General features: G+C 35.9%; 15 protein-coding genes, 1 tRNA gene, 1 pseudogene and 1 riboswitch. Of the genes and pseudogenes, 9 read left to right on the forward strand and 8 right to left on the reverse strand.

All coding sequences use genetic code 11. The features are described 5' to 3' along the window. Positions 1 to 666: 666 nt before the first annotated feature. From BK577_RS26540 to BK577_RS23760, 4 genes and pseudogenes are all read left to right on the forward strand, one after another. A pseudogene (locus tag BK577_RS26540) lies at positions 667 to 883 on the forward strand (IS110 family transposase); the annotation flags it as partial. Positions 884 to 1,122: 239 nt separating this feature from the next. Beyond that, positions 1,123 to 1,542 (forward strand): MarR family winged helix-turn-helix transcriptional regulator, encoded by a 420-nt coding sequence (locus tag BK577_RS23750; RefSeq protein WP_026560649.1) that lies wholly within the window; start codon positions 1,123 to 1,125, stop codon positions 1,540 to 1,542. Between the two features lie 19 nt (positions 1,543 to 1,561). Further along, positions 1,562 to 1,954, forward strand: coding sequence for a rhodanese-like domain-containing protein (locus BK577_RS23755; protein ID WP_026560648.1), 393 nt, complete (start codon positions 1,562 to 1,564; stop codon positions 1,952 to 1,954). Between the two features lie 5 nt (positions 1,955 to 1,959). Beyond that, complete coding sequence (locus tag BK577_RS23760) at positions 1,960 to 2,388, forward strand: EVE domain-containing protein (RefSeq protein ID WP_026560647.1); 429 nt, start codon at positions 1,960 to 1,962, stop codon at positions 2,386 to 2,388. Positions 2,389 to 2,655: 267 nt separating this feature from the next. On the opposite strand, the gene BK577_RS23765 is transcribed toward BK577_RS23760, so the two are convergent. After that, positions 2,656 to 2,994, reverse strand: a complete 339-nt coding sequence (locus BK577_RS23765) for a winged helix-turn-helix transcriptional regulator (protein WP_026560646.1) — start codon at positions 2,992 to 2,994, stop codon at positions 2,656 to 2,658. 105 nt (positions 2,995 to 3,099) lie between these two features. Between BK577_RS23765 and BK577_RS23770 the strand changes: the two genes are divergently transcribed. Beyond that, on the forward strand, positions 3,100 to 3,483 hold the full coding sequence (locus tag BK577_RS23770; protein ID WP_078435154.1) for a RidA family protein: 384 nt from the start codon (positions 3,100 to 3,102) through the stop codon (positions 3,481 to 3,483). A 445-nt stretch (positions 3,484 to 3,928) separates the two neighbouring features. Here the strand turns inward: BK577_RS23770 and BK577_RS23775 are convergent. Continuing rightward, positions 3,929 to 4,000: transfer RNA gene (locus BK577_RS23775), tRNA-Val, on the reverse strand. A 208-nt stretch (positions 4,001 to 4,208) separates the two neighbouring features. Then, the gene (locus BK577_RS23780) at positions 4,209 to 5,219 is read right to left on the reverse strand and encodes a TAXI family TRAP transporter solute-binding subunit (RefSeq protein WP_026561103.1); all 1,011 of its coding nucleotides are present in this window, start codon (positions 5,217 to 5,219) and stop codon (positions 4,209 to 4,211) included. A gap of 190 nt (positions 5,220 to 5,409) precedes the next feature. Between BK577_RS23780 and BK577_RS23785 the strand changes: the two genes are divergently transcribed. Further along, complete coding sequence (locus BK577_RS23785) at positions 5,410 to 7,950, forward strand: bifunctional diguanylate cyclase/phosphodiesterase (protein WP_078435155.1); 2,541 nt, start codon at positions 5,410 to 5,412, stop codon at positions 7,948 to 7,950. A 32-nt stretch (positions 7,951 to 7,982) separates the two neighbouring features. Here the strand turns inward: BK577_RS23785 and BK577_RS23790 are convergent, their stop codons facing one another. The 4 genes from BK577_RS23790 to BK577_RS23805 all read right to left on the reverse strand — a co-directional run bounded on the left by BK577_RS23790 (position 7,983) and on the right by BK577_RS23805 (position 12,485). After that, positions 7,983 to 8,978, reverse strand: coding sequence for a DoxX family membrane protein (locus BK577_RS23790; RefSeq protein ID WP_078435156.1), 996 nt, complete (start codon positions 8,976 to 8,978; stop codon positions 7,983 to 7,985). Between the two features lie 142 nt (positions 8,979 to 9,120). Then, a complete protein-coding gene (gene metC / locus BK577_RS23795) occupies positions 9,121 to 10,308 on the reverse strand; it encodes a cystathionine beta-lyase (protein ID WP_078435157.1) in 1,188 nt (395 codons plus the stop codon). Further along, complete coding sequence (locus tag BK577_RS23800) at positions 10,295 to 11,419, reverse strand: methionine biosynthesis PLP-dependent protein (protein WP_078435158.1); 1,125 nt, start codon at positions 11,417 to 11,419, stop codon at positions 10,295 to 10,297. Before BK577_RS23800 ends, metC begins: the two co-directional genes overlap by 14 nt. A 512-nt stretch (positions 11,420 to 11,931) precedes the next feature. Beyond that, positions 11,932 to 12,071, reverse strand: a riboswitch (SAM riboswitch). 132 nt (positions 12,072 to 12,203) lie between these two features. Further along, positions 12,204 to 12,485, reverse strand: a complete 282-nt coding sequence (locus BK577_RS23805) for a hypothetical protein (RefSeq protein ID WP_078435159.1) — start codon at positions 12,483 to 12,485, stop codon at positions 12,204 to 12,206. 168 nt (positions 12,486 to 12,653) lie between these two features. Between BK577_RS23805 and BK577_RS23810 the strand changes: the two genes are divergently transcribed. The 3 genes from BK577_RS23810 to BK577_RS23820 all read left to right on the forward strand — a co-directional run bounded on the left by BK577_RS23810 (position 12,654) and on the right by BK577_RS23820 (position 14,417). Then, positions 12,654 to 13,379 (forward strand): esterase family protein, encoded by a 726-nt coding sequence (locus BK577_RS23810; RefSeq protein WP_139367426.1) that lies wholly within the window; start codon positions 12,654 to 12,656, stop codon positions 13,377 to 13,379. Between the two features lie 84 nt (positions 13,380 to 13,463). Next, a complete protein-coding gene (locus BK577_RS23815) occupies positions 13,464 to 13,982 on the forward strand; it encodes a YjcG family protein (protein WP_078435161.1) in 519 nt (172 codons plus the stop codon). Next, complete coding sequence (locus BK577_RS23820; protein ID WP_026561095.1) at positions 13,983 to 14,417, forward strand: GNAT family N-acetyltransferase; 435 nt, start codon at positions 13,983 to 13,985, stop codon at positions 14,415 to 14,417. A gap of 19 nt (positions 14,418 to 14,436) precedes the next feature. Here the strand turns inward: BK577_RS23820 and BK577_RS23825 are convergent, their stop codons facing one another. Then, positions 14,437 to 15,450, reverse strand: a complete 1,014-nt coding sequence (locus tag BK577_RS23825) for a DUF3231 family protein (protein WP_078435162.1) — start codon at positions 15,448 to 15,450, stop codon at positions 14,437 to 14,439. Positions 15,451 to 15,491 lie beyond the last annotated feature (41 nt).

Raw genomic sequence — 15,491 nt, forward strand, 5'->3', positions numbered from 1 at the left:
GCCTTTTCCTTTAGCTTTACTCATAATATCACCCCATTATTATTCCAGGTTAAATTACCTATCAGGTTAGTTTTAGTATTTTACTCGGTTTTTAAACAAGCATATTGCAATAAATAACATCCTTCTGTCACCTATACTATTGTATATCGTTTTTAAACTAACCTGCATTCTTCACAATCTTTAAGTTGATTTTCAACAATCTGGTCCGATTGATGAAGATGATATATTGATAGGTTCGGTGCTTCTTTTCCCCAAGACGTGTTAATAACACTTATAGTTGGGACCTAATCAATAAAAAAAGAGCCTCAATCCCATTACTACCAAGGAATTTAGACGTTTAATCGTATCAAATCTAGTTGTGTTAATAGATATTTTACACGAAGTTAAGACTTTAAAAATAATAGGGAGTTTCCTCCCTCTCTTCAAAACTTTTCATTATAATATCCGATTGGAAAGGCATTTAACATATTTTAGTTAGATAAAACGTGAAATTAGATCTTCAACACTCGCGCTTCGTTTGTTGAAGATGGTCTTGAACTAAAGCACCTGACTATCTCAAGACGAAAAAGATGAACTCATAATATCGAATTGACAATAAACCCAATCTATTGCTTCTTATTATAACGGTAGTCGGGGTAGAACGTCGCACCCGTGGGACTCGATCTCTCTTATCACCTTTGCGAGCTATTTTATAAAGAAGAGTTAGAGCCTTATAAAAAAAGAGGAATTTAACTATTAAACCTTCGTAATCTAACTAGACAACAAGAAAGTATTGCTGAAGTATCAGCACAGACCAAAATACAGCTGCATACCCTTTCTTTTGGATCAGGTTTTTCCTGAATATAGAGGAGTTTTTGGAAGCCTATATTCAAAGGTCTCATTGCCTATTAGCTGGTTTTATTTAAGTAAAACCGTTCACAAATTCATCCTTTAATTACATAAAAAAGAGAACCAGAAGTCATCCCCTAGTTTAAATACCTTATTCAAAAACTTCATTTGATAAAAGGAAAACTTTAACAGATTATTTATTTTATATACGAAGGTAAGCACTTGAATTTTACTAATTAATCAGTTATGCTGATTATTAGTAAAACTGATTAATTTAGGAGGTGAATATTACACTTGGAAAAATGGAATCAATCATATGGTTTTTTGCTAGGAAAAGTTCTTCAACAAATGGAAACTAAGTTTGCTGAAGGACTGACTCCTTATAAAATTAATGCTAGACAATATGGAGTCCTTTTATTTATTAGTGGAAACCCTTATTCTTCACAAAAGGATATTTCCGAAAATCTACAAATTGATCGGACGACTATGGTTAGCCATATCGATCACCTAGAAACTTTAGGATTTGTAGAGAGAACTAGAAATCCTAATGATAGAAGATCATATAGTCTTTTAATCACATCAAAAGGGACTCAAGTTTTAGATTCACGTTGGGAATTTCTAATTGAAACGGAATTAGAAGTACTCACCCCTTTAAACCATCAAGAAAAACAATTGCTGAAGGAGTTTCTTGTGAAAATTTGGTATACATTATAAAACTGGAGGTAACTATTAAATGAATGCACTTGATTATTTTAATGCACGTCTGGAAGCAACTGTAAGTCCTATGGATTATTTGAGATTGGCACAAGTCAATCCAGAAAGATACTTTCTAATTGATGTAAGAAACGGTCCTGAACATGTAAGAAGTCTAACAATTAAAGATGCTATCATCATTCCTCAACAAGAGCTGCAAGAACGATTACATGAGATTCCTAAAGATAAAGAAATTATAGTTTACTGTTGGGATGTTTGGTGTAATACAGCAGCTAAAGTAGCAGCTTTTTTGCTAGAACGTGGCTATAAGGTAAAAGAGTTGACTGGTGGGATAGCTGCATGGAAAAAAATGAATTTTCCTGTATCAGATGTTGCTCAAGTTGTTAATCTATCTGATAATTGTGGATGCTAACTCTAATGCATAATACAAGACGGTTTTGGATTGGAGTAGCTTCACGTGATCATGTTTTAAATGCAGTACAAGGCGGATTTGCTCAGCTTTGCCATGGCAAACATGCGCCTTTAAGAAAAATGAGCACTGGTGATTGGATCATTTTTTACTCTCCTAAGGTAAATTTTAAAGAGAGTGCTCCTCTTCAAAAATTTACTGCTATTGGAAAAATTATTGATGAGGATGTTTATCAGGTAAATGTGGGGAATGATTTTGTACCTTTTCGAAGAAATATTGATTTTTTCCCTAGCATTGAAACACCAATTAAACCACTAATCTCAAAACTGTCATTTATTAAAAATACAAAATACTGGGGTTATTCCTTTCGATATGGTCATATAGAAATAAGCGAAAAAGACTATAAACTAATAGCAGAAAAAATGGTAGATAAATAAGGAGATTAGAACATTCTAACCTCCTTTTTACATTGATTCCTCAGCTAACCAGCCACGTTTCTGCCATAAGATAGATTTAATTTAATACAAGAATGCTGCCCTGTTTGTGCCATAAGAAAGTTTCTCTTCATTATTAAAGGAATGCTGACACGACTGTTAGATAAGGAAACAGCTACATATTAGGTAGGTAACTGTTCTTTAAAGTATGAAACTGAATTATTCTCACTCTGTTTCCAAATCGATCCTTATTAGCTATACAACAAGAAGTTAATTATTGCGGTTTTTTTCTCCCCATTCACATAACTGTTCCAAAACAGGTAATAGCGTTTCTGCTTTATGTGTAAGACTGTATTCCACTTTAGGAGGGATTTGAGGATATTCTTTTCGTCTAACCATCCCATCTGCTTCCAAATCTTTTAGTTGTGAACTCAATGTTTTAAAGGTGATAGTTCCTAATCTTCTTTTCATATCATTAAATCGAACAGGTTGATTTTCCGAAAGGAGATACAGAATTAACATTTTCCATTTACCTCCAACAACTGACAATGTATATCCGAAAGGTGTCTCTTGGATATTACCCTTTTCTTTATAATCAGCCATACTCATATTGACACTATCCTTTCCGGTAGTAACTATCTAAATAGTGCGTACTATTTTTTTCTTTGTATTCATTTTATACTTACCTTACTTTGAAATAAAGGAGAGAAAAAAATGACTAATGTTAAAACCTACAATCACAACCTATGGGATCACGGCATTACGCAAGGATATAGCGTCAACGATACTATCTACATTTCTGGTCAATTTTCACACGATAAGGATGGTATGTTCGTTGGTAAGGAGAATATTGAGGCTCAGACTCGACAAACATTTGAGAACCTCGATCGGGTTTTGGAGGAATTTGGTATCACGAAGTACAACCTCGCTTATGTGGAAGTCTTTCTAACAAATCCGCAAGACCACTCCGAACCAGTAATCAGTCTGTTCAAGGAATATCTAGAACAACACAGACCAGCCGGCAGCCTCATCGGAGTGACTTACCTGGCGTTCCCAGAGCAATTGATTGAAGTCAAGGCTGTCGCCCACACTGATTAAGCAAACTACATTTTAAAAACAAAGTAATTATGTCAGGCCTATTTAGGTCATATTATAACAATTAAATCTGTAATGATCTTGAATTAAATAAATGCAAAAATCATTACAGATAATATTGTTATCTTTCATTTCTTAATGCTTATGTCATAAACCTGCCACTTTAGTTGAAGTATAACTCTTCATAATCTCAATTTCATTCTAACTGATTTTCTCCAATCTGGCCCGATTGATGAAGATGATATATTTGAAAGGTTCGGTGCTTCTCTTCCCCAAGACGTGTTAATAACACTTATCGTTATAGAAGGTATATACAGTAAAATGTAAGAGAAACTTATTATATAAAACTTAAAAATGTTCAAAATAAAGTAAAGTACTAAAAAGATTTGCGAATAAAAACAAAAAAGCCCCAATCCCTTATTTAAAAGGAACTGAAGCTTCACTCTGATGATCCGAGAGGGATTCGAACCCCCGACCCCTACCCTGTCAAGGTAGTGTTCTCCCACTGAACTATCGGATCAATATATTATTTTATGTAACGCTTTAAGCTACATATTCTATTATATTCAGTTACCCACCTCAAGTCAACACTTCTTCTCTATCACTGTTCGACTTATTTCCCAGAAAATATTTGAATCATGTCAAAATGGATTTATCATATGACAAAACCCTCCCATTTTGACACGATTCTCATCATTATTCTTCAAAACTCTGGAATTCTATTTCTACTACTGTATCCCTTTTTCTTCAAAATATTTCGCTGCACCTGGATGTAATTCCAGATTTCCCAATCCTTCAAGTGCAGTTTCAGGTGTAATCAATTCACCTTTAGCATGCGTAATTTTATCTGTGTTCTCAAATAGTGATTTTGTCATCTCGTAGACTAGCTCTTCATCTAAGTCTTTTGTTACAACAAGCATTGCCTTTACAGCGACTGTTGTTACATCTTCTTCTATCTTATATGTTCCTGCAGCAACTGTATCTTGTGCATAATATGGATACTGATCAATTAATGCTTGAATTTTATCTTCTGCAAATGGAACTATTAGGATATCGTTTTGGGCTGATAGTGCTTCTACCGCACCTGTTGGAGTCCCTGCTGTAATAAAAGCCGCATCGATCGTTCCGGCTTGAATGCCATCAGTTGATTCATCAAATGATAGGTTTTGAGGTTTAATATCTTTATCTGTTAATCCATGAGCTTCTAACACTTGCATGGCATTGATATATGCCCCAGAACCTGGCGCACCTACGGATACTGCTTTTCCCTTTAAGTCTTCTACTGACGTAATACCGCTATCTTTCGTTGTGACTAGTTGAACTGTTTCCGGATATAAAGATCCAATTGCTTGAATATTATCAATCGCATTTCCTTCGAACATTTCTAATCCATCAATCGCATATGCGGCAATGTCTGTTTGTGAAAATGCTATTTCCGCTTCTCCAGCTCTTAAGGTTTCCATGTTTTCAGCTGAGGCCCCTGATGTTTGTGGTGTTATATTTGCATTTGTGTTGTCGGTAATAATTTTTCCGATCTGGCCGCCGAGTGGATAATAAGTTCCACCTGTACCACCTGTTAATAAGCTTAAATCTTGCTTATCACCTGAATTATTTTCAGATCCGTTTGTGCCCTCTTCTTCATTTGTATTACCCGAATCAGCACCACTATTACAGGCAGCCATGACCAACATGAAGGCAAGGAGTAGGATAAATAACAAGCTATGACGCATTTTTTTCATCTCTGTTCCCCCTTTGAAATTTTAGTTAAAGCGCTAGCTCTTTTTTATATATGATAAAACCTCTCTGTACATGCATAGGAATCTTGACAAGTTTCCTATATCTACCATCATAGATCACTAGTTCCCAGATAATTCTGTATAGTATAATATCTATACGTATATCATAAAAACGAAAGAAGAAGGATAACCAATGGCACTTGATCAGAAAGAAATCTTAACAAAAATTATTGATACAAGTCCTGATATTATCGTATTGAAGGATTACAAGGGTCGTTGGATCAAAACAAATCAGCGTACACTTGATATTTTCGGGTTAGATGAAAATTCTTATGAAGGCAAAACAGATGAAGAACTAGGACACCTAGGTGCTGGAATTGCTCCCTTCGCACCCGACTTTGAATCTTCTGACCAGAAAGCATGGGATGAAGGAAGACAAATTAAAATAGAGGAAATTATTACAATCAACGGAAAGGATCATATTTTTGAAGTCATAAAAACGCCTGTCTACGACTCGCTTGGAAATCCAGATACTATTGTAGTCATCGGGCGCGATATAACTGATTTATTAAGCAGTAATCAAACATATAAATCTATATTTGAACACCATCCCTATGGTGTCTTTTCAATAGATATAGATGGGACTTTTTTAGATATTAATCAAGAGCTTCAAAAAATCACTGGATATCATAAAGATGAACTTATTGGACATCACTTTGAATCTGTTATTGCAAAGGATAACCTTCCGTTCATAATGGAGAAGTTTAATCATGTTAAATACGGACAAACTCAAACAAATGAAGCAAAGATTGTGAGAAAAGATGGTATCCTTGTTGACTTTCAAATTACAACAATCCCCTCTACCTTAAATGGAAAATTAATAGGAATACATGGAGTTGCCAGAGATATAACAGATCAAAAACTAAGTGAAATGGTAAAGGTGTTTCAGTACAGATATTTAGAAAGAATTGCGTCAGGAGAACCTATTCAAAAGATTCTTCAAGGGATTGTTGAAACTGTTGAGAAACTATCAAATGAAAGTTATTGTTCGATTATGCTTTATGAAAAAGAACATAATTGGCTTCGTGTGGCATATGCTTCCAAACTTCCATCATCATTTCTGGAACAGGTAGATCAGTTCCCAGTCATGTATAACAATGCTTGTTGTGGGCATGCAGCCTACACAAAAAAGTTAGCAATAACTTCAAATATAGAAACCGATCCTAGTTGGGAAGAATGGAGGAGAATTGCATTAGATCATGGAATTCATTCGTGTTGGTCAATGCCGATTCTGTCGACTAAAGGGGTTCTATTAGGAACATTCGCTATTTACCATCCTAAAGTTCGTGCACCTGAACGCTATGAAATTGAGTTGTTAAATGTTTTTAGCTACCTTTCCGGTCTCGCAATTGAACGAAATCTTAAAGAGCAGGAAATCCATTATTTAGCATCACATGACATATTAACTGATCTTTATAATATTCGATTTCTTCATGATATTTCCAAAGACATTATTCAAGAAACGAAGGAGAATAAAACGAAGTTTGCGATTTTAGTCATGGACTTAGATCGCTTCAAACCGATTAATGATTCATTTGGTCATGCATTCGGTGACAAGCTTCTTCAACAAGTTGCTAAAAGAATTACCGATCATGTGCGTGATGGAGATATTGTATCTCGTATGGGCGGCGATGAATTTGTCCTTCTTTTACGTGATGTTTCTGATGAAAAACTTCTATTTACTATTGCAGAAAGAATTATTCATGAAATCAGAAAGCCTATTATTATAGAAAATCGAGAATTTAATGTTACTGCAAGTATTGGAATTAGTGTATATCCAGAACATGGAAACTCCTTAGATCTTCTCATTAAGAATGCCGATATAGCGATGTATCAAAGAAAAGGAGCTGGCGGTAAGTCAGTAGCATTGTATGATGAATCAATGACAGAGCGAGGAATTGAGTTATTCATGCTTAACGAGGAGCTTCGCCATGCATTAAATAAGAACCAATTTGAATTATTTTATCAACCAAAGATGAATGCAGAGATAGGGAAAGTAATTGGATTTGAGGCCTTAATCCGTTGGAATCACCCGGAAAAAGGATTAGTCGGTCCAGCTCATTTTATCCCTTCAGCAGAGGAAAGTGGCTTTATAGAAGAATTAGGTAGTTGGGTCATTTGGGAAGCATGCAGGCAACTTCATGAATGGAAGAAACAGCAGTATCCAATTGTTCCTATAGCGGTTAATGTCTCAATCAATCAGTTTATTCTTACTGACATTCCAGCATTTGTAGAAGAAACATTATCTGAATTTGACCTTACACCCAATTGTTTAGAAATTGAGATCACTGAAAGTGTTTTAAACCAACATAATCAGCATATCCAACATTCTGTGAAACGATTGCAGGATTTAGGAGTAAAAATTTCGATTGATGATTTCGGTACAGGGTATGCTTCTATTACGTATTTAAGACAAATTAGAATTGATACAATTAAAATTGACCGGTCATTTATTTCAACTCTTCCAAACAACAAGGAAGATGCAGCCATTATTTCAGCCCTTATTACTCTTGCTCGTGAGTTAAATATTCAAATTATTGCAGAAGGGATTGAAACAAAGGAACAGCTGGACTTCCTATTATCTAAGGGTTGTACAGATTTTCAAGGATATTATTTTAGTCGGCCTCTTCCTGCACAAAAAACACATAAATTTTTAAGTTCAAATGAAACATAAAGAGCTAACTTTAAATCAGTTAGCTCTTTTTCTTATGCAAATCGATAATAAATCAATAAAAATGTACTTAAAACAAACAGGAAGTTTAGTGATACAAAAATCATTTGATCTAACTTTGATTTATGCATTTTAATTGGAGGGTGGTAAAACGAAATCCCTTCAATAATAAAGATAAGCAGGACAATGTGAATCATTGCATGTCCAACAACCTCAGTGTAGCCAAAAATTGTTGTTGTTAAGATAAATAAGATGGTCACGACAACAGCTAAAACTCTATTCAGGATACCAACCACTAATAAATACCCTACTACAAACTCGATAAAAGCTGACAGAACAACAAATATTCCAGGTTCAAAGCCAAATGTCGGAACATTGTGATGGTGGATAATCTCTGTCGTCATCATTGGGTAAACCCACTTTTCAACAGCTACCCAACATAAACTTAAACCGGTCCCCAGGTATAAAAATGGAAATCCCACATTTTCCAGCTTTGTTTTCCCAATTAATAATACGCCGATAATCGCTACATAGAACCCATAATCTAACATATGGAACCAACCCGCTTCACTCCATACAAAGATAAATAACCCTAACATAAAAAGAGCTGCAATTTTCGTCGCATAGTGATGCGGAATAAGCAAGAAGATGATTATAATCCACATGATGAGGGTTTGCCATGTTTGATGAATCGCAAACTCAGGTGCAAACATCGTCCCATTCACAACCTGAAGAATAAAGGATAAAGCTGTTCCATACTTCAGTAAATACCTCAAATACTTTCGAAAGCTGTCCAGTTTCATATCAATTTTTGCTGCAAGAGGAATATCCATTAATTTACCCATTACTTGGGATAAGACGGCTAAAATAATTGCACATAATAAAGAAATCGTAATAAAAAATGGCGATAGGATTTGTTCAATGCTGACTTTTTCGGGTTCGACTGTTGCAAACCATTTTACGTGTGCACTGGCAATGACGGGTATCAATAAACAAGATATTGCTAGTATCCAAACAATTCGTTTCCTCATAAAGATATCTCCTCTTCTTGAATGAATTATAGATAGTTTTAGAAGAAATAAAGATAATTATGTACGTTTATATCTTGTATAATAAGAACCTATCGTTACCGCTATTCAAAAAAACTGACCCATAAGAGTCAGCATTATTTCTTTATACATTCACATTTTCACTTTTCTTTACAACCGGAAGCTTTTCCAATGCTGCATCAAAATCTTTAATCAAGTCTTCCACTTTCTCTAACCCTACACTTAGTCGAAGCAATCCATCAGAAATCCCACGTTTTTCACGTTCAGCTGGAGGCATTGCTGCGTGTGACATTTTTGCCGGATACGAAAGAATCGATTCAACCGCCCCTAAGCTTACAGCGAAAACAGGAAGCTCAACATTCTCCACCAACGTTCTTACCGCATCTCCATCTGCTAGTTTAAATGATAAAACTGCTCCTGGTCCGTCTGCTTGATATCGCTGTGTATCATGTCCCGGATGAAAGCTTAAGCCAGGGTAGTATACTTCAACCACCTTTGGATGATCAGCTAAAAACTCAGCGATCTTTAATGCTGAAGCTTGTGATTGCTGTAATCGTACATGTAATGTTTTTAACCCTCTAAGTACTAACCATGCATCCTGTACACCAAGCACTGCCCCAAATGCATTTTGTAGTTTATATAAGCGATCCCCAAGATCAGGGTCTTTTACAACCGCAAGTCCTGCAAGCACATCACTATGACCTGCTAAAAATTTCGTTGCACTATGAAGCACAACATCCACACCAAGCTCCAAAGGTCTTTGAAGCTCCGGAGTTAAAAACGTATTATCTAAAAAGGTTAAACAATTATTTGCTTTTGCTAAATTCACAATACCTTGAATGTCGGTTACCTTTAACAATGGATTTGAAGGTGTTTCCATATAGATCACCTTCGTATTTGGTCTGATTTCAGATGCAACCTGATGAAGATCTGTCATATCAACAAATGTATGCTCAATGCCAAAACGAGTTAATACGTCTGTAATAATCCGAAATGTCCCGCCATATACATCCTCTGTTACCAATACGTGATCACCTTGCGATAACAATAAGAATGCTGTTGAAATAGCAGCCATTCCTGAAGAAAATGCCAACCCTTTGGATCCACCCTCTAATTCTGCTATAGCTTGTTCCAAAGCTTCACGGGTCGGATTTCCTGAACGGGCATAATCATACTTTCCAAACTCATCAACATTAAATTGATGAAAAGTGGAAGAATGGTGAATAGGCACACTTACCGATCCTGTGCTGTGGTCCACCTTTGATTCATTATGAAGTAGTTTTGTTTGAAATGACCAATTATGATTGCTCAATTGCTACCGCTCCCTTCATTGCTTTAAATGCTTGTGTAAGATCTTCTATAATATCTTCCGCATGTTCAACACCTACTGAAAAGCGCAATAACTTGTTACAGACACCATTAGCAATGCGAATTTCTTCAGGTATGTCCATATGAGTTTGGGTAGCCGGATATGTGATAAAGCTTTCAATTCCGCCTAAGCTTTCAGCAAATGAAATAGTTTTTAAGTTTTTCAAAAATGGATTTACCCATGTTTCATCCTGCAAACGGAAAGAAAGCATTCCACCTTTTCCGGGATAAAGTACATCAAGTACGTCAGGATGCTCTTCTAAAAATTGTGCAACCTGCTGAGCATTTTGCTGATGCTGTCTCATACGAAGAGATAATGTTTTCATCCCTCTCATTAATAACCATGAATCGAATGGAGATAAAACTGCTCCGATCGCATTTTGATGCTGAAAAAACTCATCACTCAGTTCCTGGCCTTTTGTTACAACTAAACCGGCTAGTAGGTCATTATGTCCACCTAAATATTTTGTTGCACTATGAATGACAATATCAGCACCATCTAAAATTGGCGTTTGAAGCACAGGAGTATAAAAGGTATTATCAACAATCACTAAAATATCATGTTTTTTTGCAATTGCTGCTAATTCTTTTATATCTGTTTCCTGCATTAATGGATTTGTTGGTGTTTCAATAAATAAAGCTTTTGTTTTCTCATTTATTAACTTTTCTGTTTCCGCTGGATTTGTGAAATCATCGTATTGAAAAGATAGTCCGTACTTTCTCCACTCTCTTTCAAACAAACGATATGTTCCGCCATATAAATCAGATGAGACGATTAATTCATCTCCACTTTGAAATAAAGCCATGATCGTTTGGATTGCAGCCATTCCCGAGCTGAAGGCAAATCCCCGATCACCATGCTCTAAATCAGCGATTGCCTGCTCTACGAGTAACCTAGTAGGATTTCCTGTACGTATATAATCAAATCCTGTTGATTCTCCAATCCCTGCATGACGATATGCTGTAGAAAAATAAACTGGAGGGTTTACAGTACCTGTTACATTTTCACTTCTGTTACCAATTTGGGCTAATTTCGTTTCAATTCGTTTGCTCATGTTTGTCACTCCTAAAGTTTGAATTAATGATTATGGACATGAGAGAAAGCGTTAAACAAAAGCGCAAGCGCCTTGGTCAGCCCCGACAAGCATAAGACGCAAATGAATAGAAGACGTTCTTTGTCTTCAATTCATTTGTGGCTTATGACCTCGAGGGGCTAGGCGCTGGAGCTGGATGTCTAAGCACCTATCAAAGTACACGATTTTTTATTATCTTCTAAGGCAAAATAAAAAGTCTTCCCCGTTAAGAAGAAGACTGTATTGTTTTAAATGCGCTTCTTCTTATCTCTCAAGCATAAAGCTGGTGTGGCTTGCTGGATTTAGCACCTTGGCACTCGTGGAAGATCTTTCGTAAAATGTGTTAGCTTAATATTTACTTATGAACTTAGAAGCTACTTAATTTGTTTAAGTGGGGTTTTTAAAAACACGCAAGTGCTTGCGGCTTGCGATGCAAGCCTGCGACAGATAATGAAAAATGCTTCGAACAAACAAAATCGCTTTGTTCGCTTCATTTTTCATCATCTGTCGGTGCTTTTAAAAACCAACATAGGTAGTTTCTAAGAAAATAAATATCAATCACCAGATCTTCACTCGTTATGAACCGGTTGCTGAGGCTTCATAGGGCCAGTCCCTCTGCCTCTCTTGATAAGAAATATATGAAATTTTTTGGTTTACTTTTTTTACTACTTTACATGATTCGAGTTTAGAATGCAATACAATTATTGAAATAGTTTGATTTGTATAATAATTCCCACACAAAAAGCCGACGTTTTGTCGGCTTCTACTAAGATTTCGATTTTTCATTAAAATAATTGACAGAGTACATAGATCCTTCCGCAACCATCGAATTATCTTCTATATCATAAGGATCGGGATGTCCGGCTTTTTCCATAACTGGTTCCTTCCTAGATAATAGGATTTTTGCTTTATTTTTTATTCGCTGTATTCCATAATTCATTTTATCTTTTCGTTTCTCATCTTTTAATAAATAAGAAGTAACACCTATTGTTGATAGCGCAACACCGGATAAAACCACTGTCCTCTTTGATAAGGCTTGTTTTTTCATTGTGATTCTCCTTTCACTCTTTTTTAATAGGTTTACTATGTACATTCCCTTGTCCCATTTTTTCAAACCTTTTTTCTCTATCTTTCTATTTGCATTTTTAAGGATGAATCATCTCAGGCGTGTTAAAATAGAAAAGGGTTTCAAACACATACATTAAGGAGGGAAATGATGAGTAAACAAACAGGTATTATAAAGGAGCGTTCCTTTTTTTCAGCATCTTTAGAGGAAGAAGTAACATTACTTATTTATCTTCCGGAAAATTTTTCTCCTTTATATAAGTATAGTTTGTTAATTGCACAGGATGGTCAGGATTATTTCAAGCTGGGCCGAGTTGGCAGACAACTCGAAGCACTCATGAAAGAAGAAGAAATTGAGAATGTTATTGTTGTAGGAATTCCATACAAAGATGTGGATGACCGCCGAGACAAATATCATCCTAATGGAGTTAAGGTTAAGCAGTATATACGCTTTCTTGCACATGAGCTTGTTCCATATTTGGATGAGGAGTTTCCAACCTACCAAATCGGATACGGCCGTGCTCTTATCGGAGATTCTTTAGGGGCAACCGTTTCATTGCTGACAGGCTTAATGTATCCAAATATTTTTGGTAAACTCATTTTGCAATCCCCATTTGTAAGTGATGATGTATTGGAAGCAGTAGAAAACTTTACTTCATCTACTCGTCCAATTGTTTATCATCAAATTGGAAAGAAAGAAACAGCTGTAAAAACAACTCATGGTGAGATCCTTGATTTTGTGACACCGAACCGCAAGCTTGCAGAAGCGATTGAAAAAAAGGGATTTTCATACACCTATGAAGAATTTGATGGCGATCATACATGGAAGTATTGGCAGCCTTCTTTAACTCCGATTTTCAAGCAAATATTCGAGTAATTTTCAGGCACATCATACGTACATATTTTTATTTTCAAAAATTTGATATACTAACATTACAATGACTCGTTAGGAGGGAATGACATGAAATACGGAATTGCCCTTTTTCCATCTAAAAAACTGCAGGATCTTGCCAATTCTTACCGTAAACGATATGACAAACATTACGCTTTAGTTCCACCGCATTTAACGTTAAAAACAGCATTTGATGCAGAAGATACTGAAATTAAAGCTATTGCAAAAGAGTTACGTGAGATCGCTGAAGCAACAAAACCTTTGCACATATCCATTAAGAAGGTAAGCTCTTTTTCACCTGTGAATAACGTCATTTATTTAAAAGTAGACCCGACAGATGAGCTTAAAGCTCTCCATGAAAAGCTGCATACAGGATCACTGAATAGCAAGCCGGAGTATGCGTTTGTTCCACATATAACAATTGGTCAAAAACTATCAGACGATGAACATTCAGATGTTTTAGGAAATCTTAAAATGTTGGATATTCGTCATGAAGAAGTTATTGATCGTTTTCACCTTTTATACCAATTAGAAAACGGTACTTGGACTGTCCACGAAACATTTTTACTCGGAAAGGAAAGCGAATAATTGAACATACAACAAGTCACAACAAAAGAACAACTAGATGATGCATTTTCAGTACGATACACTGTTTTTGTAGATGAACAACAAGTTCCAGTGGAAGAAGAAATTGATCAACTTGAGAATGAAGCAACACATGTCGTGCTATATGATGACAGTCAAAAGCCTGCCGGTGCAGGACGGGTGCGAGTTGTCGACGGCATAGGCAAACTTGAAAGAATCTGTGTTTTATCATCAAGCCGCAAAAACGGCGCTGGTCGAATGATTGTTGAAAAATTAGAAGAAATTGCGACTCAGCAAGGTGTAAGCAAGCTAAAGCTTAACGCACAAACCCATGCGATTCCTTTTTATGAGAAGTTAGGTTATGAGGTTGTGTCTGATGAGTTTATGGACGCAGGGATACCTCATGTGACGATGATCAAGGATATAGAAAAAAGCTAACATGAATGTTAGCTTTTTTCTATATATCCTTCTTTACAAGCTTTTTGCGATCCTTTAAACCTGGCGGCTGCTCAAGCCAATTGTTATTTATCATGATATCTGCTCCGGTTTTTGCAAATTCTGCAATTTCTACAGAAAGCCTTTCATAATTAACCGCTAAATCCGCCCGTTGGCTTGCTGCTGCAGCTGTTGCGTAATTACCCGCACCTGCTGCACTAAGCAACGACATTTGAAACATCATTAATTTATCGGAGTATGTTTGTGATGTAGAATCACTTACACAAACATCAGGAGAACCAGGTGCTAAGATATCACTCTCAGCCAATGTTTTTGTAAAAATTTTTACATGTTTTTTTGAAATCTCACTTCCTCTCATCATATATTCCTGTACTTCCTTATTTTGAGATGTCTGTCCAAAACTTAAGCATAATTTACTTCCGACTGAATTGGTTTGGATGTTCATGTATAAATGTGAAATCTCAATCGCATTTAATGGCCGTTTTTCTGAAAAAGGATTTAAACCACTAAGATATTTTTTCGTCTCCACATAATCACTGTCCTCTGGTACTTCTATGTACGGTGGTTTGACATAAAAGCCTTTTTTGTCAGCAATTTCAAGGGTGGAGTTATATAAATCTGCCGCCTTTTTCAAACACTCCGTGAAGAAATGCCTTGTATCTTCTCGTACACACATAGCCAAACAACCTGAATACCCCAGCATGGCCACCTTTGACATGTGATTAATATAGATAAGGATAAATGTGTCGGAGTATAATTTTTGTGCATTTGTATATATGTCTTCATTTGTAAATCCAACTGGTTTTGCATATTTATGTTTCTGGAAAAATTCTGTTAAAAAATTCAAATTATGATTCGCCAGTTCATAAGATTGCTGGACCCCTGTTTTTATTTCACTCTCCTCTATATCTCTAAGCATATGTGATAACATCGTCTTCACCATGCTCTCATTCATATAGGTCGTCCAAAGTGATGCAATTTCAGTTGAGGTAAGTATGTTATAATCCTCAGACACTTATACGCCTCCTTCTACAATTAAGAATTTTTTAATATTCT

Origin of the sequence: Metabacillus halosaccharovorans (assembly GCF_002019635.1) — a bacterium.
Lineage (GTDB): Bacteria > Bacillota > Bacilli > Bacillales > Bacillaceae > Metabacillus > Metabacillus halosaccharovorans.

Bases quoted from the DNA above. Each gene is read 5' to 3' on its own strand.
- BK577_RS23755 (WP_026560648.1), top strand. From the start codon at position 1,562: ATGAATGCACTTGATTATTTTAATGCACGTCTGGAAGCAACTGTAAGT.
- BK577_RS23805 (WP_078435159.1), bottom strand. From the start codon at position 12,485: ATGAAAAAACAAGCCTTATCAAAGAGGACAGTGGTTTTATCCGGTGTT.
- BK577_RS23800 (WP_078435158.1), bottom strand. From the start codon at position 11,419: ATGAGCAAACGAATTGAAACGAAATTAGCCCAAATTGGTAACAGAAGT.
- BK577_RS23770 (WP_078435154.1), top strand. From the start codon at position 3,100: ATGACTAATGTTAAAACCTACAATCACAACCTATGGGATCACGGCATT.
- BK577_RS23760 (WP_026560647.1), top strand. From the start codon at position 1,960: ATGCATAATACAAGACGGTTTTGGATTGGAGTAGCTTCACGTGATCAT.
- BK577_RS23815 (WP_078435161.1), top strand. From the start codon at position 13,464: ATGAAATACGGAATTGCCCTTTTTCCATCTAAAAAACTGCAGGATCTT.
- BK577_RS23810 (WP_139367426.1), top strand. From the start codon at position 12,654: ATGAGTAAACAAACAGGTATTATAAAGGAGCGTTCCTTTTTTTCAGCA.
- BK577_RS23785 (WP_078435155.1), top strand. From the start codon at position 5,410: ATGGCACTTGATCAGAAAGAAATCTTAACAAAAATTATTGATACAAGT.
- BK577_RS23765 (WP_026560646.1), bottom strand. From the start codon at position 2,994: ATGAGTATGGCTGATTATAAAGAAAAGGGTAATATCCAAGAGACACCT.
- BK577_RS23790 (WP_078435156.1), bottom strand. From the start codon at position 8,978: ATGAGGAAACGAATTGTTTGGATACTAGCAATATCTTGTTTATTGATA.
- BK577_RS23780 (WP_026561103.1), bottom strand. From the start codon at position 5,219: ATGAAAAAAATGCGTCATAGCTTGTTATTTATCCTACTCCTTGCCTTC.